The 19,435-nt window shown below is 51.9% G+C and carries 22 protein-coding genes; 16 read left to right on the top strand and 6 right to left on the bottom strand.

Translation table 11 applies throughout. The annotated features are described in order from the left end of the window. The first annotated feature begins 3 nt into the window (after window positions 1–3). Both PsAD13_RS03605 and PsAD13_RS03600 read left to right on the top strand, forming a co-directional pair. Window positions 4–549 (top strand): GNAT family N-acetyltransferase, encoded by a 546-nt coding sequence (locus tag PsAD13_RS03605; protein WP_063299447.1) that lies wholly within the window; start codon window positions 4–6, stop codon window positions 547–549. Window positions 550–557: 8 nt separating this feature from the next. After that, the gene (locus PsAD13_RS03600) at window positions 558–1,172 is read left to right on the top strand and encodes a GNAT family N-acetyltransferase (protein ID WP_208986396.1); all 615 of its coding nucleotides are present in this window, start codon (window positions 558–560) and stop codon (window positions 1,170–1,172) included. 50 nt (window positions 1,173–1,222) lie between these two features. Here the strand turns inward: PsAD13_RS03600 and PsAD13_RS03595 are convergent, their stop codons facing one another. From PsAD13_RS03595 to PsAD13_RS03580, 4 genes are all read right to left on the bottom strand, one after another. Further along, window positions 1,223–1,948, bottom strand: a complete 726-nt coding sequence (locus PsAD13_RS03595; protein WP_057461566.1) for a hypothetical protein — start codon at window positions 1,946–1,948, stop codon at window positions 1,223–1,225. A gap of 109 nt (window positions 1,949–2,057) precedes the next feature. Continuing rightward, window positions 2,058–2,645 (bottom strand): OsmC family protein, encoded by a 588-nt coding sequence (locus tag PsAD13_RS03590; protein WP_063286536.1) that lies wholly within the window; start codon window positions 2,643–2,645, stop codon window positions 2,058–2,060. Window positions 2,646–2,745: 100 nt separating this feature from the next. Continuing rightward, window positions 2,746–3,378, bottom strand: a complete 633-nt coding sequence (locus PsAD13_RS03585; RefSeq protein WP_063317275.1) for a TetR/AcrR family transcriptional regulator — start codon at window positions 3,376–3,378, stop codon at window positions 2,746–2,748. Window positions 3,379–3,672: 294 nt separating this feature from the next. Further along, window positions 3,673–3,879 (bottom strand): cold-shock protein, encoded by a 207-nt coding sequence (locus PsAD13_RS03580; RefSeq protein WP_057461563.1) that lies wholly within the window; start codon window positions 3,877–3,879, stop codon window positions 3,673–3,675. 857 nt (window positions 3,880–4,736) lie between these two features. On the opposite strand from PsAD13_RS03580, the gene PsAD13_RS03575 reads away from it, so the two are divergent. The 11 genes from PsAD13_RS03575 to PsAD13_RS03525 all read left to right on the top strand — a co-directional run bounded on the left by PsAD13_RS03575 (window position 4,737) and on the right by PsAD13_RS03525 (window position 15,949). Then, window positions 4,737–5,282, top strand: coding sequence for a GNAT family protein (locus PsAD13_RS03575; RefSeq protein WP_063317274.1), 546 nt, complete (start codon window positions 4,737–4,739; stop codon window positions 5,280–5,282). Between the two features lie 276 nt (window positions 5,283–5,558). Further along, window positions 5,559–6,605: a GTPase ObgE gene (gene obgE, locus PsAD13_RS03570; RefSeq protein WP_063317273.1), complete on the top strand. Its 1,047-nt coding sequence runs from the start codon at window positions 5,559–5,561 to the stop codon at window positions 6,603–6,605. Next, complete coding sequence (gene proB, locus PsAD13_RS03565) at window positions 6,605–7,735, top strand: glutamate 5-kinase (RefSeq protein WP_063317272.1); 1,131 nt, start codon at window positions 6,605–6,607, stop codon at window positions 7,733–7,735. The genes obgE and proB overlap by 1 nt, the downstream gene beginning before the upstream one ends. Window positions 7,736–7,787: 52 nt before the next feature. Next, the gene (locus PsAD13_RS03560) at window positions 7,788–9,083 is read left to right on the top strand and encodes a glutamate-5-semialdehyde dehydrogenase (RefSeq protein WP_063317271.1); all 1,296 of its coding nucleotides are present in this window, start codon (window positions 7,788–7,790) and stop codon (window positions 9,081–9,083) included. A gap of 17 nt (window positions 9,084–9,100) precedes the next feature. After that, the gene (locus PsAD13_RS03555; RefSeq protein WP_153040841.1) at window positions 9,101–9,745 is read left to right on the top strand and encodes a nicotinate-nucleotide adenylyltransferase; all 645 of its coding nucleotides are present in this window, start codon (window positions 9,101–9,103) and stop codon (window positions 9,743–9,745) included. A gap of 150 nt (window positions 9,746–9,895) precedes the next feature. Then, window positions 9,896–10,303, top strand: coding sequence for a ribosome silencing factor (rsfS, locus tag PsAD13_RS03550; RefSeq protein ID WP_244271711.1), 408 nt, complete (start codon window positions 9,896–9,898; stop codon window positions 10,301–10,303). A 155-nt stretch (window positions 10,304–10,458) separates the two neighbouring features. Beyond that, window positions 10,459–10,941 carry a 23S rRNA (pseudouridine(1915)-N(3))-methyltransferase RlmH gene (gene rlmH, locus PsAD13_RS03545; protein ID WP_057461558.1) on the top strand — a complete coding sequence of 161 codons (483 nt, stop codon included), beginning with the start codon at window positions 10,459–10,461 and terminating at the stop codon, window positions 10,939–10,941. Between the two features lie 282 nt (window positions 10,942–11,223). Continuing rightward, window positions 11,224–12,600: a peptidoglycan DD-metalloendopeptidase family protein gene (locus PsAD13_RS03540; RefSeq protein ID WP_208986395.1), complete on the top strand. Its 1,377-nt coding sequence runs from the start codon at window positions 11,224–11,226 to the stop codon at window positions 12,598–12,600. After that, a complete protein-coding gene (locus PsAD13_RS03535; protein ID WP_057462750.1) occupies window positions 12,597–13,931 on the top strand; it encodes a S41 family peptidase in 1,335 nt (444 codons plus the stop codon). Before PsAD13_RS03540 ends, PsAD13_RS03535 begins: the two co-directional genes overlap by 4 nt. A gap of 175 nt (window positions 13,932–14,106) precedes the next feature. Further along, on the top strand, window positions 14,107–15,330 hold the full coding sequence (locus PsAD13_RS03530) for a divergent polysaccharide deacetylase family protein (protein WP_208980847.1): 1,224 nt from the start codon (window positions 14,107–14,109) through the stop codon (window positions 15,328–15,330). Between the two features lie 118 nt (window positions 15,331–15,448). After that, complete coding sequence (locus tag PsAD13_RS03525; RefSeq protein WP_063286530.1) at window positions 15,449–15,949, top strand: RNA pyrophosphohydrolase; 501 nt, start codon at window positions 15,449–15,451, stop codon at window positions 15,947–15,949. A 109-nt stretch (window positions 15,950–16,058) separates the two neighbouring features. Here the strand turns inward: PsAD13_RS03525 and PsAD13_RS03520 are convergent, their stop codons facing one another. Continuing rightward, window positions 16,059–16,376, bottom strand: coding sequence for a DUF1992 domain-containing protein (locus PsAD13_RS03520; protein WP_063286529.1), 318 nt, complete (start codon window positions 16,374–16,376; stop codon window positions 16,059–16,061). 115 nt (window positions 16,377–16,491) lie between these two features. Between PsAD13_RS03520 and PsAD13_RS03515 the strand changes: the two genes are divergently transcribed. The 3 genes from PsAD13_RS03515 to PsAD13_RS03505 all read left to right on the top strand — a co-directional run bounded on the left by PsAD13_RS03515 (window position 16,492) and on the right by PsAD13_RS03505 (window position 18,672). Next, complete coding sequence (locus tag PsAD13_RS03515) at window positions 16,492–16,944, top strand: MarR family transcriptional regulator (protein WP_063286528.1); 453 nt, start codon at window positions 16,492–16,494, stop codon at window positions 16,942–16,944. A 57-nt stretch (window positions 16,945–17,001) separates the two neighbouring features. Continuing rightward, window positions 17,002–18,057, top strand: coding sequence for a histidinol-phosphate transaminase (hisC, locus tag PsAD13_RS03510; RefSeq protein ID WP_063317269.1), 1,056 nt, complete (start codon window positions 17,002–17,004; stop codon window positions 18,055–18,057). A gap of 132 nt (window positions 18,058–18,189) precedes the next feature. Then, window positions 18,190–18,672, top strand: a complete 483-nt coding sequence (locus PsAD13_RS03505; RefSeq protein WP_063317268.1) for a helix-turn-helix domain-containing protein — start codon at window positions 18,190–18,192, stop codon at window positions 18,670–18,672. A gap of 6 nt (window positions 18,673–18,678) precedes the next feature. Here the strand turns inward: PsAD13_RS03505 and PsAD13_RS03500 are convergent, their stop codons facing one another. Continuing rightward, complete coding sequence (locus PsAD13_RS03500; protein WP_063317267.1) at window positions 18,679–19,368, bottom strand: TetR family transcriptional regulator; 690 nt, start codon at window positions 19,366–19,368, stop codon at window positions 18,679–18,681. Window positions 19,369–19,435 lie beyond the last annotated feature (67 nt).

Genomic DNA, 19,435 nt, shown 5'->3' with positions numbered 1-19,435 from the left:
AAAATGTTTCCTGACCTAAAAACAGACAGGCTGATACTGCGCCAGTTCAGGCATTCTGATCTGGAGCCACTTTGCAAGTTCACCGACAATTTCGCAGTTAGTAAAACACTCTCTGAAGTGCCTTACCCTTATTCCAAGGCAGACGGAGAATGGTGGATCAACTACTGCCTGACCACTCCACTCTCAGAGAAAATCGCCTGGGTGATTGAGGGGCCAGCTGGCTTTTCCGGCGCGATCACTCTGATGAAGCTTCAAAGCGGCAAGCCAATTCTTGGGTATTGGCTTGCTGAGCATCTGTGGGGCAAAGGCTATATGAGTGAGGCTGCTCAGGCCGTTACTGCATATGGTTTTGAGACACTTGGCCTGCCCACGATTTATACCTCTGCGCTTGAAGAGAACCCCGGAAGCCTGCGCGTTCTGACCAAACTGGGTTTTCAGGAGGTTGGAAGAGGCTTTTCAACACCGCGCTCCCGGCCAGAAGAGAAGCTGCCGAATATTTCTCTCAGTTTAACGCGGGAACAGTGGGCAGCACGACATGTCCCTGCCTAACGACCATCATGGAATTACCGAGTGCTTGCGGCACAGCGACCAAGCACTCCAAAACGCAACAAGTTGGATTAATGATGTTTCCTGAACTCAAAACAAACCGCCTGACACTCCGCCAGTTTCAGCAGGATGATCTGAAATCGATCTGCGAATACATCAGCAACTTCGAAGTCAGCAAGATGCTGACTGTGGTGCCTCACCCTTACACAAAAGCGGTTGGAGAATGGTGGTTGAACCACATCAAGGAGACACCGCTAAGCGAAGAGACGAACTGGGTTATTGAATCCGAACATGGGTTCTCAGGCGTCATTGGAATACGCATCCCAGAAGATGGCTTCCCGCGCATTGGTTATTGGCTGGGGCAACCGTTCTGGGGCAAAGGCTATATGAGCGAGGCAACTGAGGCGGTGGTCAATTACTGTTTTGAGGAATTAGGTTCTACCAAAGTGACTTCCGGGGCATTTGAAGAAAATGACGGGTCTCTGAATGTGCTGGCGAAGAACGGCTTCCAGACAATCGGCTCGGAGCCAGAAAAAAGTCGCGCTCGCGGAGAAGAAGAAGTCACTCTTATCAACGTGGAGCTCACCCGGCATTTATGGGAAGCCATGCGGGCGGTGACGGTTTGAAGGTGAATTGCTTGTCGCGTGCCGATGGGTGCGCGCGACAAGTTTTGGGATCAGTCGAATAGCAGCGGTATCATGATGTGCATGGTACTGTGCATGAAGATGAGAAAGCCCGGACCGACCAGAAAAAACAGGCTCCCCATTATAATGCCGGGAACGAGAATGCGTGTGGCGATCAAGTTCCACAATAAGATGCTATCCAGTTCTCCAAGCTCATGAAGGAAGACAAAAGCTAGTGCTGCGATGAGGATTGCAGTGCCAGCAGACCAGAACACGCGATACCTGTACTCAACGCCTGCCAGCAGTTTGAACATTCCGAAGAAGACCAGCGCACTCAATAACATGCGGAAGACGAGTTCTTCGCCGTAACCAGCCACCATGCCAAAGAGATAGCCTGGTCGTGAGCTTTCTTCTGCCGGTACGAAGTCAGGCAGTTCACTCCCGAAAAACGCCCAGATAATGCATGTGATGATGATTGCTGTGCTTACACCGCTCACGATCTGCAAACCGGGTGTGTGCTTTATCAAGCCTGCCCAGCCGAGTTTGTTAAAGCAAAACCAGCCCAAAAGCAGTGAGGTAAAAATGATGAGCCAGGTAGAGACGTAAATCGGCACGATCTTGATGAACGGATCTGCCCAGAAAATCTGACTTGTGTCCTGTTCGGTGAAAACCAACAGGCCAATGCAATAGAGAACAAAGACCTGAGCCCAGACGATTGTTGCCATGAGCTGGTTGCGAAAGGTGGTGGGGAAGTAGTTGTGTTGGGAAGAGGATGTCATTGTATTTCCTCCGTCCTTCTCGGAGACATTGTTGAGAAGGAGAAATGGAGAGGAGGGCAACGTCTCAAACGATTTCGCCTGAGAGGCTGCCCTACACATCAATTCTGGCTCAGAGTTTCTGGCCGTTGTTGATGATGGTGGTCGATGCCGGGACTGCATTTACGACGGTTTGAAGCGCCATGCAGGCTTTCTCACTCGCCTCCACCAAAGAAGCAATCAGAGATGGGTCCTCTTGCGATTCGATGATGATGACTGTCTCGACGCCTTTTGAAACACCAAGCATGTCCGAGCCTTCTTCAGCGGTCATTCCCGGGATTCTGGACTGGAACTTCATTTTCTGCTCCAGCTTGATGGAGGAGATGTTCAGCTTCCGGGACTGAGCCAACCCATGCACATGCGTGAGCAGGCAGAAGCCGATACCCGCGGCCAGGTAAGACAATGGTGCGGGAGCTGTATCCGTGCCGCCAATGGATGAGCCTTCGTCACAGAGAACTTCAAACGCGCCAAAGCCAGGGACGTTGGGCTGGACCACGCCGGTCTTGACCAAGCCGTCGCCTGTGAGCTCTGCGAGGAAATCGACCTCAAGTTCCATGCCGTCTTTCGACTTCTTGATTTTGTTTAAGCTGATGTGCTGGGGCGTTGGCATGGCCGCTGCCCGGGTCACGATGGGATGTGTCACAGTGTTATTATCAAGCATCTCTACCTCCGTAAGTGTACGATACTGTACCGTACACTTAGCAGATAAAAATCACTTTCGTCAAGCATGACTGTTTTCAGCTGGTCGGCGCTGGCTGAGATCAGGCGCCATATGCTTTCATGAAATCATGTACACATTGGCGAACATGATCTGAGATTTCCTGTAGAGTCGGTGCGGATTGAACGCCCAGCAGAAGAGCGAGGTGAGTGTCCTCGCGCAACATACCCATGAAGATGGCCGCTGTGTTTTCAGGGTGTTCGATGGCGACGATGCCCAGACTGTTCGCCAGTTGGAGCTGCTGTGCAATGCTGGAGGTTGCCCGTTTGGGGCCAAGCTGGAAGAATGATTTGGTAATATGAGGAGCGCGACTGCCCTCACCTATCAACATGCGCCAAAGGCCCAGAGTTCTGTCATCATAGATGAGGGTCAAGACAGCCTTGCCAAAGACAAACAGAATCTCTTCAAGCTCCTGACGGGAGCCGCCATCTTCGTTTGAGTCGAGGGGTTTAATGGAGAGGACAGGCCCTTCAGACAAGTTGCTGACAATCTCTGCCAACATTGCTTCTTTGTTTTTGAAGTGTCTGTAGACTGTGGTTTTGGAGGCGCGGGCGCGTCTGACGATCTCATCCATCGAGGTGTTGGCATAGCCAAGTTCGATGATCGCATCAGCTGCAATTTCTAAAAGCTCATTTTTCCGCTTTTCGCCGCGCGATACCTTTTTCTCTGATTCCATGCAGGTTTTCCGTCTCTCACGTGGGTACGATACCGTATCTTACACTAAGCTCTAGTGAGTTTGGTGAGGAGAAACAAGATTGCAAGGGACTGGAATGTGGGGGCGTTCAGCTGACATCACGGCGAAGCATGATGTTGAGAGCCGGATTTTGGGAGGATGGGATTCTGTAAGAGAGGCGTTTTGGCTGAATGGAAGCCTGATGGCTATCTCATTGTTGGTTTATTGATGTCTGGGCCAAAATCCAGACAAAAAAAAGAGCGCATTGCTGCGCTCTTTTTCACTGAACAGCTCGAATTATACGGTTTCGAGGTTTACAGCGCTCTGACGGCCATCACGACCAGCTTCCAGTTCGTAAGTTACGTCCTGGCCATCAGCCAGAGTAGACAGACCGGAGCGCTCTACTGCAGAGATGTGAACAAATACGTCTTTGCTTCCATCTTCAGGTGCAATAAAACCGAAACCTTTAGTGCTGTTGAACCATTTCACGGTGCCTTTAGCCATCGTGATATCTCCTAGTTAGTGTGCCGCTGCGACATGCAGATGGCTTTGGTTGCGTCAGGGCGAAATCGAGTGCACTGACGCCTAAAAAGGAGACAGGGTGTCGATAGTCTTAACGTAGAGACGGCATTCCACATATTGACTGATAAGTAAAGATCCAGCTTTCCATTTGATGCCTGTAGAACCAATTTTTTTAAATTCTCTGTGTTTTTACTGAGTCAAATCCTAACTTATTCCCTGATGTTTTCACAAAACGCATAAAAGTTGAGGGAAAACCCGATGTTAGGTCACCTTGTGGTTGCATTGCGGGTTTTGCCGATATTCGCGCAAATATTCCTCACTATGTGAAAAAAATTCCATGAACATGCTCTAAGCGCTTGCAATAGGGAGTGGTCCGAGATAGTGACCGCCCCCAAGCTTTTAAGTTCCTCTCGGATTTTGAAACCTCCAAGATGCTGTTGTCTGCTTACTTTGTTCCCCTGTGAATAAAGATGCAGGCGTCGATCACCTTTGATTCTCCGATCTGTGTGTGTTTATCGGACAATTGAAGATGGGTCCTGCTCTTCTGATCTGGCTGGCGCGACTGTTTATGCGTTCCGCGACTTTCAGCAGATGGCAGGATAGGGTCTTTGAGCAAGGTTGCGGCAACAGCCTTTCGCTCCCTCGTCCCGTTGTGATTGTACCCAGCACTCGTGACAGGGGGGCACTCGAGATCTCAGGAACCAAAAGCAAGGGTTGGATAGCACCGGCGCGTTGCGAGCACATGGCTCGACGGGTTTGACGCTATCTTCGTGTACTTAAGAGAAAGAGCGCCAGCGACAACAAGCCAAGCGCTCCAAGAAGAATAAGAAGAGATTGTCATGTTCCCGGAGTTACAATCCGAGCGCTTGATCCTACGCGATTTTCGCGAGAGTGATTTTGATATTCATAATGCGTCTTTGAATGATTTCGATGTGAGCAAGATGCTGACTGTCGTTCCTCATCCTTATACAAAGGATGATGGTGACTGGTGGTTTGACCATTGCCGCACGACATCTCACAACGAAGAGATCAACTGGGTGATCGACAATGGCGAAGGCCTTGTCGGCGTCATCGGCATCCGCAATGTCTCGACAACACCGCACCTCGGTTACTGGCTGGCAAAATCCCAATGGGGTAAAGGTTATGCCAGTGAAGCAACCAATCTGGTATGCGACTACGTGTTCAACCGGCTGAATGCGGCTGCGATGAACACTGGCCTGTTCACCATTAATCCGAAGTCTCTGAATGTGCTTCAGAAGAACGGGTTTGAGGTGACTGGCGAGACTAAAGAGAAGAACCGCGCACGTGGTGATCTTGAAATGGATTACACTACAGTTACGCTGACCCGGGACAGATGGACATCAATGCAGGCGATTGCCGCCTGACGCCCCAGTCTCTAAAGCAACTTGTCTTTAGAGATTTGTTCTTGCGCATCTGAATTTTGAAAGGCTTGCGAATTGATGTTCGTGAGCCTTTTGGCTGTTCAGGGCAGTAAACCATAAATCAGGTTGCTTATTCTTTTCCGGAAAGCGCTAGACACTTTTCGGGAACACGCTTAAGCAATAAAATTAGCCAGATTTGCCGTTCCGCCCTTGGCGGGAGCGCAATAGGGCTTTATGACGTCCTCCAAAGAACGTCACAGGTGGACGAAAGAGAATAAAATGAAATTCCTCGATCAGGCAAAGATCCTCTTTCGTCCACCTGTGACGTTCTTTGGAGGACGTCATAAAGCCCTATTGCGCTATGTTGCCGAAGGTGGACCCGACGGCGGTGATGGTGGCCGTGGTGGCGATGTATGGGTTGAGTGCGTTGATGGCCTCAACACACTGATCGACTATCGCTACGCCCAGCACTACAAAGCAAAAATCGGCATGCATGGCATGGGCCGCAACAGAACCGGCGCCAAGGGCGACGATGTTGTGCTTCGTGTTCCTGTAGGCACTCAGATTCTTGAAGAAGACAACGAGACCGTTCAGGCGGACATGACCGAGATTGGTCAGCGCTTGTTGCTTCTGAAAGGTGGTAATGGCGGTTTCGGTAACGCACACTTCAAATCCTCAACCAACCAGGCACCGCGCCATGCGAACCCTGGTCTTGAAGGTGAAGAAAAGTGGATCTGGCTGCGGCTGAAGCTGATTGCGGATGCTGGACTTGTGGGCCTGCCAAACGCTGGCAAATCCACCTTCCTCTCCGCTGTATCAGCAGCACGCCCGAAAATTGCGGATTATCCGTTCACCACGCTGCACCCGAACCTGGGTGTGTGTGAACTCGACAATCGCGGCTTTGTGCTCGCTGACATTCCGGGACTCATTCGTGGTGCACACGAAGGTCATGGTCTTGGCGACCGTTTCCTTGGCCACGTGGAGCGGACTCGCGTTCTGTTGCATCTGGTGGATGGCTCTGGAGAAGAAGACCCGGCAGATTCTTACCGCACCATTCGCGGTGAGCTGGAAGCTTATGGCCATGGTTTGGATGAGAAGGCTGAGATTGTTTGTCTTTCCAAAGCAGATGCACTGACAGACGAGTTGCGCGAAGAGCGCTTTAAGTCTCTTGAAGAAGCCTGCGGTCAGAAGCCTTTGATCATTTCGTCTGCCAGTGGTGAAAACATCGACACTGCTCAGCGCATGATCATTCGTGCAATTGACAAGGATAAGCAAGACGAGGCCAATGCCATTCCTTCTGATGGAATTGAGGAGTGGCGCCCGTAATGGCTCGAAGTCTGAGCGACTATAAGCGCATCACCGTTAAAATCGGCTCTGCCCTTCTGGTAGAAAAGGGCCGATTGAAACGTGAGTGGCTGGAATCGCTGGCAGATGACCTTCAGGCTCTTTCCGAAGCTCGGAAAGAAGTGCTGGTGGTCTCTTCCGGTTCCATTGCTCTTGGTCGTGGTGTGCTTGGTCTGCCAGCTGGTCCGCTCAAACTGGAGCAGGCGCAAGCCGCCGCTTCTGTGGGCCAGATTGCACTTGCTCAGGCGTATTCTGAAATTCTCGGTGCGCGTGGTTTAACGGCTGGTCAGATTCTGCTGACGCTCGGCGACACGGAAGAGCGTCGCCGTTACCTCAATGCGCGCGAGACGATTGGCACTCTGCTGAAGATGGGCGCTGTGCCGATCATCAACGAGAATGACAGTGTGGCTACCTCCGAGATCCGCTATGGCGATAACGACCGTCTGGGTGCCCGTGTGGCGACTATGGCGAGTGCGGATCTTCTTGTGCTGCTGTCTGATGTGGACGGGCTTTACACCGCCGCTCCGCAGACAGATCCTGATGCCATCTTCCTGCCTGAGGTTCCTCAGGTGACACAGGAGATTGAGGCTATGGCCGGTGCGCCGGGAACGGCCTTCTCCTCTGGTGGCATGAAGACCAAGATTGATGCGGCTAAGATTGCGCAGAGCGCTGGCACGTCCATGATCATTGCCAGTGGCAAGACCATGAACCCGCTCGACGCAATTGAAAATGGTGCACGGGCAACATGGTTCCCTGCTCCATCCTCACCCGCCCGCGCCCGCAAAACGTGGATCAGCGGTCACCTGAAGCCGCATGGCACCATTCAGCTGGATGCAGGTGCGCTGAAAGCTGTGAAGGCGGGCAAGAGCCTGCTGCCAGCAGGGGTGACCAAAGTGGATGGCACATTCACACGTGGTGATGCTGTGCGTATTATAGATGCGGACGGGCATGATGTGGGTCGCGGTCTTGTGGCCTATGATTACGGTGAGGCCTCTCTCATCATCGGGCGTAACAGCAAAGAAATTGAAGCCATTGTCGGCTATCCGGGACGGGCAGAAATGGTCCATACGGACGACCTTGTGCTCTCTACATCTGATTTGGACAATTCATAGAAACTGTTTAGGTTGACCAAGTTCAACCAGTGATGACTTAAGGGTTTTGCAGATGCTGAATACTTCTGAAGTGGCAAATGCGGACAACACCGATGTTCGCGACCTGATGGCAACTCTTGGCAAGAAGGCACGCGCAGCTGCACGTACTCTAGCCATTGCCCCCACAAGCCAGAAGAACAAAGGCCTGGAAGCGATGGCAGCTGCCGTTCGCTCTGCAATCCCTGAGATCCTCAAAGCGAATGCGATTGATCTGGAGAGCATGCAGGCCAATGGTCAGCTGGCATCCTTTATTGATCGCGGCACATTGAACGAAGAGCGCATTGAAGCCATTGCCTGCGCACTGGAAGACATTGCCAAGCTGGACGACCCTGTCGGTTCTACGATAGCAGACTGGAAGCGCCCGAACGGTCTGGATATCTCGCGCGTCCGCACGCCTCTTGGTGTAATTGGCGTAATCTACGAGAGCCGCCCGAACGTGACTGCGGATGCCGGAGCATTGTGCCTGAAGGCTGGTAATGCTGTTGTACTGCGCGGCGGATCAGACACCATCAACTCCAACCTTGCTATCTATAAAGCTTTGCAGGCTGGCCTTGCAGACGCCGGATTGCCAGTAGATGCCATTCAGATTGTGCCGGTGAAAGACCGCGCTGCTGTTGGCGAAATGCTTAAGGGTCTGGATGGTAATCTTGATGTGATCATTCCACGTGGTGGCAAGAGCCTTGTTGCACGTGTTCAGGATGAGGCCCGTGTGCCTGTGTTTGCACATCTGGAAGGTCTGGTTCATATCTTCATCGACAAAAAGGCCGATCTGGATAAGGCGATTGAAATCACCGTCAATTCCAAGATGCGCCGGACGGGCATTTGTGGTGCTGCCGAGACGCTACTGGTTGATGAAGCTGTGGCAGCAACCATTTTGCCGCCAATTCTTGCTGCTCTTCAACAGAAGGGCTGCCAGATACGCGGTGATGAAGACGTTATGATGCTTTGCCCAACCGCTTCTGAGGCGACTGATGACGACTGGTCGACTGAATATCTAGATGCGATCATCTCTGTGAAGATTGTTGGCGGTCTGGAAGATGCGATTGAGCATATTGGGATCTACGGTTCCAATCACACGGACTGCATCATCACAGAAGACCAGATTGCGGCCCGCAAATTCCTTGCAGAAGTGGACTCGGCTATCGTTCTTCACAATGCATCCACACAGTTTGCGGATGGTGGTGAGTTTGGCATGGGCGCCGAAATTGGCATCGCAACTGGCCGCATGCATGCACGCGGACCTGTTGGTGTGGAACAGCTGACCAGCTTCAAATACGTGGTTCGCGGGAACGGCCAAACACGTCCATGACGAACCCCGACCCCACAATGCGCGATAACCACGGCAAGCTTGGGATTGTGCAACCAGACTGGATGCGCCTTCCCTATGCTGCACCGGGCAATCGCATTGGTTTGTTTGGCGGGTCGTTTAATCCCCCACATCCCGGCCATCTTATGGTGGCGGAGACGGCATTGCGGCGCTTGAACCTGCATCAGATCTGGTGGCTGGTCACGCCCGGAAACCCACTGAAATCTCACCGAAACCTCGCGCCCCTGGAAGAACGTGTTGCCGCCGCGCAGGCTTTGGCACGGCACCCACGCATGAAGGTGACGGCCTATGAGAAGGTACTTGGCACCTCTTACACGGCAAGTACGGTGGAGCAATTAAAGCTGCGCAGACCGCATCTGAATTTTGTCTGGGTTATGGGTGCAGACAATCTCTCCAATTTTCACCATTGGCAAAACTGGCAGAGCATTATAGAAGGGGTGCCTGTGGCAATTGTTGACCGGCCTAAAGCGACCCTTTCGTCTCTTTCCGCTCAAGTTTGCCAAAGGTATGCCTTTGCTCAATTAAAAGAAAAAAGTGCAGACCAACTGCCTGAGTGCAAAGCCCCGTGCTGGACCATTTTACGTGGTCCGCTGGATGAAACCTCTTCCACCCTCCTGAGGAACAGAGGACACACTCCAGGGTAACTTTACGCTTTTTACGGCAAGTAGTGTCTTGAAAATGCCATAGGGACCTGAGTATTCTTCTTGACGGAAGGCTTGAGTTTGTGCATTTCAGGCTTTTCGACCGGCAGAGTACTGCTTTCTCTAACCATGGCGAGGGCTCTTAAGCTGACCATGACAACTCAACATGAAGGGACGGACACCATCGCTCCTCTTCAACCGCATGATCCCACCAATGAGGGGGACGTGCTTGCACTGATCCTCAACAGCCTGGAAAATTCCAAGGCTGAGGATATCGTATCTCTAGATCTTACAGGCAAATCTGCTCTGGCTGATCACATGGTTGTGGCTTCTGGCCGCTCTCATCGCCATGTGGGTGCTGTTGCCGACTACCTGCTCCGTGATCTGAAAGATGCTGGCTACGGTAACGCTCGCGTTGAGGGCATGCCGCATTGTGACTGGGTGCTCATCGATATCGGTGATGCAATCATTCACATTTTCCGCCCAGAAGTCCGCAGTTTCTACAATGTAGAAAAAATGTGGTCTGCGGATAGCTCTGCACCGACGCAGTTCATCGGATAGTATCAGTGCTTCTTTGAAGCACTGACTATTACACCAGTCAATTCTCTGCCCCTTTGGGGGAATGAGGGAGTCTGGGCAAATGCCGCTGATGCAGGTGCTGCTCCATCTGCATGAGATCTTTTTGTGGGTCACTACGATCTAATCCCGGAGACTTTATGAAAGTCACGATTGCCTGCGTCGGCAAAATGAAAGCTGGCGCGGAAAAGGACATGCTTGAACGCTATCTGGACCGAGCCCGCAAAGCTGGCCGTTCCGTTGGCATTACTTCTGTGTCCGTGGTCGAATTTTCAGAGAGCCGGGCTGCCCGTACGAGTGATCGAAAAGACGAAGAAGCGCAACTGTTGCTCAATGCGCTTCCTTCCGGTGCGATCCTGATTGCACTGGATGAGCACGGCAAGGCACTTTCCAGCGAAGCCTTTGCCAAAAAGGTTGGCGGTTGGGCCGATCAGGGTATTTCGGATATGGTGCTCGCCATTGGCGGAGCCGACGGCCACGGCCAGGCACTGCTGCAACGCGCAGACCTGAAGCTCGCTCTGGGCTCCATGACATGGCCACACCAACTCGTCCGGATCCTGTGCGGCGAGCAAATCTACCGCGCAATCACCATACTGACAGGGCATCCGTATCATCGGGCGTGAATGGTGCGGAGGTTGCCGCTCTTATTCCAAAACCTTCCACTAAGACTGTTTTGTATTTGCCCATTCCGGTTTCACCTGCCCGAATGGCTACTGTAGATATTGATGTTTTTACTGGAAGTCGCTAAGCCTTCAACGTGGTTGACACTTCCTTAACGCTGTCTGGAGCATTATCCTCGGCGTTAACTTTGGGGCTGCGTGCCTGTTGTTTTGCAGGGTTGGTCTACGTCGATATTTTAGTATTAAGGTCAGCGTTTTGCTCTGCGCTGCACTTTGGGAGTTCAATTGTTGCGTCTTAGGGGAAACCTGATCCTCCGATTGGTGACAAGCTTTGCCTTGTTTTTTGCGGTAGCGCTTGTTCTGCCGCTGCAAAGTACTGCGCAAAAACTGACGAACGTTTCCTTTAAAATTGAAGATGGCAAGATTGATCCAGAAGATCCGGCGGCAATTGCCCTGCTCCAAAAAAAGGAACGGGAAAAAGAGCTTCGCAGCCTGAATGAGAATATCTCCCTCTCCAAAGAGAAACGTGAAGAAATTCAGCGATCCATTCGCGCGCTGGAGCGTGATGGCGAGAGCCTGAGTGGAGAGTTGATCCGTACCGGTGAGCGCATGAAGAAACTGGAAAACCAGTTGGAAGCCACTGAAGCACGTTTGGGCCGACACAGAAAAAATGAGCAATCTGTCCGGGCGTCATTGAATGAACGTAAAGATGTTTTAGCTGAAGTTTTAAGTGCTTTGCAACGGATCGGTCATCGCCCGCCGCCAGCTATGGTCGTGCGTCCTCAGGATGCTCTTGGTGCGGTACGCAGTGCGATCCTGCTCAACTCAATCATGCCGGAAGTGCGGATTGAAGCGGAAGCGCTGGCGAGTGATCTCGCTGAATTGTCTCGGCTTCGAGCAAAAATTGAAGCAGAGCGTAACCGGGTTCGAAGTGGTGCAATACAGATGGCGGAAGAGCGTCATCGTGTTGAATTGCTTTTGGAAAAGAAGAAGGCAGCACGGCAGGAAAGCCTTGCAGCGCTGGAAGCCGAGAAGGCTCGCGCCAAGGAACTTGCCGAAAAGGCAACCTCTTTGAAAGAGTTGCTTGCTACCCTTGAGCGAGAAGTGGAAAGCAGCCGTCGTGCAGCGGAAGCAGCGCGACTTGCGGACATTGAGCGGCAAAACCGGATCGCCTCCGGTGATCCGTTTGCTGATCCGAGCCGATTGAAACCGGTTGTTGCTTTTTCGGATACCCTTGGGCTTTTGCCTGATCCGGTGTCTGGAACGCTCCTGCAAGACTTTGGGGTTGCAGATGGATTTGGCAACGTAACAACTGGCCAATCCATTGCGACACGCCCGAATGCCCAGGTCACCTCCCCCACTGATGGTTGGGTGGTGTATGCAGGGGATTTCCGCTCTTACGGGCAGATGGTAATTGTTAATGCAGGCGGCGGATACCATGTCCTTATGTCCGGGCTGGACGATGTCATGGTGGAGTTAGGGCAGTTTATTCTAGCTGGAGAGCCAATCGCTAAAATGGGAGAAACGCGCCTCGCAAGCGCTAATAACCTTAATTTTAGTTTGGACCAGCCGGTTTTATATGTAGAATTCAGGAAAGACGGCACTGCAATCGACCCCAACCCATGGTGGTCACGCGCCGAAAACGAAAAGGTTCGCGGATGATACGGAAAGCATCGCTTTTGTTGGTTGGCGTAGTCATGGGGGCTACGGCGGTCGTAACATATTCTCAGGCACCATTCAGATTTGCTGAACCAGCTTCTGCTGCGTCTCCTGATACCTACAATCAGCTCAATCTGTTTGGCGACGTGTTTGAACGTGTGCGCTCTGATTATGTAGAGGAGCCAGCTGACTCCAAGCTGATCGAGACCGCTATCAACGGCATGCTCACCAGCCTTGATCCGCACTCCAGCTATCTGCCTCCAAAGAGCTTCCGCGATATGCAGGTGCAGACCCGCGGCGAGTTTGGTGGCCTTGGTATTGAAGTGACCATGGAAGACGGCCTTGTGAAGGTTGTTGCTCCTATCGACGACACTCCGGCTTACAAAGCAGGCGTACAGGCAGGTGACCTGATTACCCATCTTGATGGGGAACAGGTTATGGGCCTTACCTTGAATGAGGCTGTCGAAAAAATGCGCGGTCTGGTGAACACAGACATCGTCATTACAGTGCGTCGTGAAGGTATCAACGAACCAACCGATATCACCATCACCCGTGATGTGATCCGCATTCGCTCTGTTCGCTGGAACAAAGAAGACGACATCGGTTACATCCGCATCACGCAGTTTAACGAACAGACCTTTGATGGCCTGGAAAACGCTGTTGATGAGCTGACTGCTGAAATCGGCGAAGATAACCTGAAGGGCTTTGTGCTGGATCTGCGCAACAACCCAGGCGGTTTGCTGGATCAGGCGATTGCTGTTTCTGATGCGTTCCTGAACCGTGGTGAAATTGTTTCTACCCGTGGCCGTAATGCTGAAGAGACCCAGCGCTATAACGCTCGCAATGGTGACCTGACTGAAGGCGCGCCTGTGATCGTTCTGGTAAATGGCGGTTCTGCGTCAGCTTCCGAGATTGTAGCTGGTGCTCTGCAGGATCATCGCCGCGCAACTATTCTGGGCACACGTTCCTTCGGTAAAGGTTCTGTACAGACCATCATTCCACTTGGTGCGAATGGTGCGATCCGTCTGACAACTGCTCGTTATTACACACCGTCTGGCAACTCCATTCAGGCTAAGGGTATCCGCCCTGACATCATTTCCTTGCAGGAACTGCCTGATGAGCTGAAAGGCCGTGCTGAAACCAAAGGCGAAGCAGGTCTGCGTGGTCACCTTCAGGCTGAAGAAGGCGACGAGGGTTCTGGCAGTCAGGCTTATGTGCCACAGGACAAAGACAAAGATGTGCAGCTGAACCTGGCAAAATCCCTGCTCCGCGGCGAGAAGACTGATGCAGCCTTCCCACCAAGTGCAGACAGTGCAGCAAACGAATCCAAATAATTCAGAGTATCGAGCGCTTCATCCGGAGCGCTCGATTTCTATCTATTTGTTTTCAGGCATATACCTCTCCGAAAACCGGTAGCCACATTTCGGGGATATGCTATAAAGTGATTAAGGACGCCGCGCTAAACCTTCGTTTGGCGCGGCGGAATTTTATGACAGGGTGGGGGCACCAATGGTTAGGAGCGATTTGACAGCTCCGCTTGGAATGAACAAGCGTCGGAGCATCGGGCGATTGCCGCTCGGCCTGATTGGTGTCGCCATCATGACTGTTATTTTCACCACCGGCTTTATCTGGATCGGCATTGTTGATGACCCCAACGGTGGCGAGCCGATGGCGACTATCGAGCTTTCCAGCGCTCTTGATGGTGTTGCTCCCAGTGATATCGAGATTGTTGATCTACCGGATGGTTCTCAACTGGCCCAGATTGGGTCTGACCAGTTTAATGCCAATGGTTTTGGACAGGATGGCAGCTATCGTCCCTCTCGTCCGGCAGGCGCAAACGCGCAGGATCAGGCCAGTGGACCTACATCGCTCGTCGACTTGGCCCGGCGTGTTGATTATGAGGGGCTGGATGGTGGCTTCTCAAGCGAGTCGCTTTCTACCGACCCAATTGATCAGCTACTCGAGCCCAACAAGTTCGGCTCCCTTCCCAAGATCTCTGCTGAGGGTATTCGACCGCTTGATGCCTATGCACGGCGGCCTAACCCTGCAGCGCTGACACAGGCGCGGATTGCTATTTTAATCAATGGTATCGGGCTTAACTCCGATATGACGCTCAAGGCCATTGAGGATCTCCCGGCTGACATCTCTTTGGGGCTTTCTCCATATGGTGATGACATCAACAGCTGGATGAAATCCGCACGCCTTTCCGGGCATGAAGTGCTTCTTCAAGCTCCAATGGAGCCGTTTGATTATCCTGACAACGACGCTGGCCCGCAAAGCCTGTTGACCAATCTGGACAGGAAGCAGAACGAGGAGCGCCTCTCCTGGGTTCTTGGGCAGACCAGCAATTATGTAGGGCTTGTCAATTTCATGGGCGACCGTTTCACCTCTAACGAGACCCGTATGAGTGAGTTCCTCAGCAAGGTTCGTGATCGTGGCCTGATGTATGTTGATGACGGTTCGTCTCCCCGCTCAAGAGCAAGCGAGGTTGCCGGGACGCAGAAAGTGCCATTTGTGCAGGCTGATCTGGTTCTGGACCAGAACCTGAGCGCCGAAGCCATTGGTACACAGTTGCTGGAATTGGAAACAATTGCTCGTCAACGCGGCATTGCCGTCGCAACTGCGACTGCTTTCCCTGTTACGTTAAATGCTTTGGAGGCGTGGTCACAGCGGCTGGAGGAGCGCGGTCTTTCTCTCGTTCCAATCAGCTCTGCTATCAATTCCACACGCTAGAGCCTGTTGCGTTCATATGAACTCACGCATCATGCTCCAATCTTTCTTCTGCGCGTAGTCCCGAAAGATAGCTCCGGTTTTCGGGACTACGTACTCAACTCTCTTTATTGGACCAGACATGACCGATTACAGCGCTCTTCCTTTTCGCCCTTGTGTTGGCATCATGCTTATCAATAGGGATGGGCTTGTCTGGGCCGGCAAACGCTATGGTGACAAACAGCCTATTCCTGAAGAGTTTGCCTGGCAGATGCCACAGGGTGGCCTGGACAAAGGGGAAGACCCGCTGGAAGCTGCGAGACGTGAGCTTTATGAAGAGACCTCTGTGAAGTCCATCACACTGCTGGCTGAAGCGCCTGACTGGTTCTCCTACGATTTTCCTGAGGAGATTCAACGCCAAGTGCGCAAGGCTAAGTATCGCGGCCAAACACAACGCTGGTTTGCATTCGGCTTTGATGGTGATGACAGCGAAATCAACATCCTGACTCCACCTGACGGGCATGCGCAGGAGTTTTGTGAGTGGCGCTGGGAAAAAGCCGAGAACCTTGCCGGCCTTGTGATCCCGTTCAAGCACCAAGTCTATCTGGATGTGGTTGAAGCGTTCTCTGAGTTCACAAGCTGATACGGCTTGGAGATGTTGTACCATCTCGCCAGTGTGGTTTTCTAATACGTAGAATATCGGCAACCATCAGGTTTTGCTTAGCGCATACATTTGGAATGCGCTAAGCAGCTCACGTGAAGAACTTTTTTCGGGCTTCCTGTTCGATCGCATGCCGGAGTTGCAGGTCTGCTAGTTTTGCCATTTCGGATTTCCAGTCTGGCGTGCCTTCAGCTTTTTGAACAACAAGCCGCTGAGCATCTATCTCTTTCTTCAATTCAATCTCGCGCGGTACAGCCCCGGCATCAGCCATGATCCTCATGCCTGCAGCTGTATCAAGAGAACCAGGTGCACGCGCTGGCAGCGGCTTACCCTCTCCTTCAAGATTATTCAGCTGCCCTTCTGCTTGTGCTTTCAGGATTTGCCGCTCTGCAAGATTTTTAAAACCCATGATCTGTACTCATTTTCCTTTGAGATTACCTGAAAATCTGTAGGGTAGACGTAAGTCAGAACGCGATATTTGTCAATTTTATTGACAATAAAACGAATTAAAACATGTAAATCAAATGCTTAAAAAACCAGAATCCAAACCCGAAATGCTTTATGCTGGCATTCAGATGACCCGACCGTTGCTCCGTACCATCAGCAATCGGGTTGAGGCGGATCTTGAAGGAACCGACCTTACTGTCGGTCAGCGTGCTATGCTGGAAGCTACGCTTGCTTTGGAGCAGGCAACAGCGCCGCAACTCACTGATTTTCTGCAGCTGAAGCGCCAATTTGTGGCCAAGGTCCTCAAAGAATTGCTGGACAAGGAGCAAGTGGCACAGGTGAGCAATCCGCGGCACAAGCGCTCCGTGTTTTATTGTTTGACACCATCAGGCAAAGCGCTGATTAAAAAAGTTCGCAAGGCCGAGATGAAACGGATAGAAGAGTTCGCGAAGGTATTTTCCGAGGAAGAGGTGGAAACCTATTATCGCATGCAGTGCGTTTTGAATGATGCATTGTCCAAGCGCTCTTAGGGTCTACCAGTTTAAAGATGCGCGATTGATTGCGGTTTGCTGAGATTGGATTGAGATATGAGCAGGTTCTGGAGCCCGATTGTCCAAAAACTGGAGCCCTACATCCCAGGGGAACAACCGAAGCAACAGACCTTTATCAAACTGAATACCAATGAGAACCCATGGGGGCCTTCTCCGCGTGCATTAGAAGCAATTGCTGCGGCCACAGGCGATGCGTTACGGTTGTATCCTGACCCGTCAGCTTCTGACCTGAGAGCGAGTATTGCATCCTCTCTTCAGCTGACCTCTGACCATATCTTTGCGGGCAATGGCAGTGATGAGGTGTTGGCGCATGCGTTTCATGCCTTCTTCAGCGGGAAAGCACCAATTCTCTTTCCGGAAATCACCTACGCGTTCTATCCAACCTATTGTAAGCTTTACTCGATTGAACATCGGCTGATGCCCCTCGGCGATGACTTCCGTATCAACCCCAGCGACTTTGCCGGGACTTGTGGTGGTGTGGTCATCGCAAATCCGAATGCGCCAACCGGTCTTGCCATGCCATTGGAGGATATCGAGGCAATCCTCAAGGCAAACCCGGATGTGGTGGTTCTTGTTGATGAGGCTTACATCGATTTTGGTGGGCAAAGCGCGGCTCAGCTTGTACCAGATTATGACAACCTGCTTGTGGTGCAGACTTTCTCTAAGTCCCGCAGCCTTGCAGGAATGCGTGTTGGGTTTGCCGTGGGGCAGCCGCATTTGATTGAGGGATTGCACAGGGTCAAGGACAGCTTCAACTCCTATCCACTCGACAGGCTTTCACTTGCAGGCGCGCTTGCTGCCTGGGAGGACACGGAGTGGTTTGAGAAGACGCGCGACCAGATTGTTGCAGATAGAGAGAAGCTCACCGAGAACCTTCAGGCGCTCGACTTTACGGTGCTGCCATCTTCGACAAACTTCATTTTCACCTCTCACGCGCATGTTCCGGCGGAGCGGTTACATGCCGATTTGAGAGATCACGGCATTCTGGTTCGGTACTTCAAGAAAGAGCGGCTCAACGACTGGCTGCGTATTTCTATCGGAACCTCTGAAGAATGTACCACACTGGTGAAAGTGCTTCGGACGATGCTCTGAATATATTTTGTTATTTTACGGGGCGTTAGATTTAAATGTCCTGCTCGTGTCGTGGTCATGTCGGCTGTTTGTCATGGTGTTTTAATTAAGAAGCTTCCAGATTGCTCCTAGTTGAAGAACAGGAATTTTTCCGTGATTGTCAGAAAATTACGCATTGAAAAAGGGCTCTCTCAGGAACAGCTCGCACACATGGCAGGTATCAGCACGCGGACACTGCAGCGTATCGAGCGCGGCGCGAATGCGAGCCCTGAAACCCTGAAATGCATTGCTTCTGCTCTGGACACGGATTTTGGTGATCTCAGGAAGGAACAGGACATGCCCTCAGCATCCAATGGAATTTTGCCCGAGCTTTCCGGCAGGGAACAAGAAGCTATGGAGTATGTGCGGGACATACGAAGCTTTTACATGAACCTGATCCAGTATGCCGTTGTGATTACAGCTCTGGCGGTGCTGAACCTGCTCACATCACCGGATTACCTCTGGTTCCTGTGGGTTGCTTTTGGGTTTGGCATCGGCCTTGTTGCTCATGGTTTGAGTGTGTTCGAGGTCATCAATCCATTTGGTGGTGATTGGGAAAAGCGTCAGATAAAGAAACGGTTGAGGCAGCGGCAGTAGCCGCTGTTATTCTAACACCGGCTCCCAGTTCTGCTCTTTCGCCAGAATACCGAGCAGGCACAGCTCGATAGCGCTGGCCAGCGTATCCTCAAAGTTCATCTTCAAATGAGCCAGTTCAGGATGCTCCAGCACTGCCAGTGAATTTTTGCGGTCTGCTTTCATCGGCCAAAGCCCTGCAACAATTGTGAAAACGTACTGGACCGCCGCAAGAGCTCCTGCCTCACTCATGTGTGGAAGGGCAGCGGTCAGTATCTCTGCCATCTGTCGGTGGCGATGCAGGAACTGCAGCTTCGCTTCTACAATGCGCTGTGTTGAGAGATTGTGCTCCAGAATTGGCGAAAGCTGGCTGACCAACAAACACAAGCGCGGATGCGCGAAGCACACCTTGGCCCAAAGCTTTGCAATACCTTTGAGATCTCGTTGGCTTTTAGGCTCAGCCAGGGACTTTTCGAAGTCAGCAATCATGAGATCCGCCTCTTCCTGAAGCAGCGCGACAAGAATTTGCTCCCGGCTTTCATAATATCGATAGAGACTGGATTTTGCGAGGCCAACCTCCCGTGCAACTGCGGAAAGGCTCGTGTTTTCAATACCTTCTCTATCCATCAAATTGCGCGTTGATGTGAGGATCATCTTCTCTCGTTCAGCAAAATGTTCCGCTGTCCGCGCACGCTGATAAGCTTTTGATTTTTCGCTCATATTCTCAATCACTCTTCGGCACGCCACATAAACGACCAATGGTCGGTTATTGACTCTCGTAAGCTCT

Source organism: Pseudovibrio sp. Ad13 (assembly GCF_001623225.1).
In the GTDB taxonomy this organism is placed as follows: domain Bacteria; phylum Pseudomonadota; class Alphaproteobacteria; order Rhizobiales; family Stappiaceae; genus Pseudovibrio.
The sequence above is the reverse complement of the archived record's forward strand: the minus strand, read 5'-3'. Positions and strand labels throughout refer to the sequence as shown.

What these genes read in the sequence shown, in the direction of transcription:
- proB (WP_063317272.1), top strand. Translation starts at nt 6,605, where the DNA reads ATGGCTCGAAGTCTGAGCGACTATAAGCGCATCACCGTTAAAATCGGC.
- PsAD13_RS03575 (WP_063317274.1), top strand. Translation starts at nt 4,737, where the DNA reads ATGTTCCCGGAGTTACAATCCGAGCGCTTGATCCTACGCGATTTTCGC.
- PsAD13_RS03535 (WP_057462750.1), top strand. Translation starts at nt 12,597, where the DNA reads ATGATACGGAAAGCATCGCTTTTGTTGGTTGGCGTAGTCATGGGGGCT.
- rsfS (WP_244271711.1), top strand. Translation starts at nt 9,896, where the DNA reads ATGACAACTCAACATGAAGGGACGGACACCATCGCTCCTCTTCAACCG.
- obgE (WP_063317273.1), top strand. Translation starts at nt 5,559, where the DNA reads ATGAAATTCCTCGATCAGGCAAAGATCCTCTTTCGTCCACCTGTGACG.
- PsAD13_RS03580 (WP_057461563.1), bottom strand. Translation starts at nt 3,879, where the DNA reads ATGGCTAAAGGCACCGTGAAATGGTTCAACAGCACTAAAGGTTTCGGT.
- PsAD13_RS03530 (WP_208980847.1), top strand. Translation starts at nt 14,107, where the DNA reads ATGGTTAGGAGCGATTTGACAGCTCCGCTTGGAATGAACAAGCGTCGG.
- PsAD13_RS03590 (WP_063286536.1), bottom strand. Translation starts at nt 2,645, where the DNA reads ATGCTTGATAATAACACTGTGACACATCCCATCGTGACCCGGGCAGCG.
- PsAD13_RS03605 (WP_063299447.1), top strand. Translation starts at nt 4, where the DNA reads ATGTTTCCTGACCTAAAAACAGACAGGCTGATACTGCGCCAGTTCAGG.
- PsAD13_RS03555 (WP_153040841.1), top strand. Translation starts at nt 9,101, where the DNA reads ATGCGCGATAACCACGGCAAGCTTGGGATTGTGCAACCAGACTGGATG.
- PsAD13_RS03585 (WP_063317275.1), bottom strand. Translation starts at nt 3,378, where the DNA reads ATGGAATCAGAGAAAAAGGTATCGCGCGGCGAAAAGCGGAAAAATGAG.
- PsAD13_RS03600 (WP_208986396.1), top strand. Translation starts at nt 558, where the DNA reads ATGGAATTACCGAGTGCTTGCGGCACAGCGACCAAGCACTCCAAAACG.
- PsAD13_RS03595 (WP_057461566.1), bottom strand. Translation starts at nt 1,948, where the DNA reads ATGACATCCTCTTCCCAACACAACTACTTCCCCACCACCTTTCGCAAC.
- PsAD13_RS03560 (WP_063317271.1), top strand. Translation starts at nt 7,788, where the DNA reads ATGCTGAATACTTCTGAAGTGGCAAATGCGGACAACACCGATGTTCGC.
- rlmH (WP_057461558.1), top strand. Translation starts at nt 10,459, where the DNA reads ATGAAAGTCACGATTGCCTGCGTCGGCAAAATGAAAGCTGGCGCGGAA.
- PsAD13_RS03515 (WP_063286528.1), top strand. Translation starts at nt 16,492, where the DNA reads ATGCTTAAAAAACCAGAATCCAAACCCGAAATGCTTTATGCTGGCATT.
- PsAD13_RS03520 (WP_063286529.1), bottom strand. Translation starts at nt 16,376, where the DNA reads ATGGGTTTTAAAAATCTTGCAGAGCGGCAAATCCTGAAAGCACAAGCA.
- hisC (WP_063317269.1), top strand. Translation starts at nt 17,002, where the DNA reads ATGAGCAGGTTCTGGAGCCCGATTGTCCAAAAACTGGAGCCCTACATC.
- PsAD13_RS03500 (WP_063317267.1), bottom strand. Translation starts at nt 19,368, where the DNA reads ATGAGCGAAAAATCAAAAGCTTATCAGCGTGCGCGGACAGCGGAACAT.
- PsAD13_RS03525 (WP_063286530.1), top strand. Translation starts at nt 15,449, where the DNA reads ATGACCGATTACAGCGCTCTTCCTTTTCGCCCTTGTGTTGGCATCATG.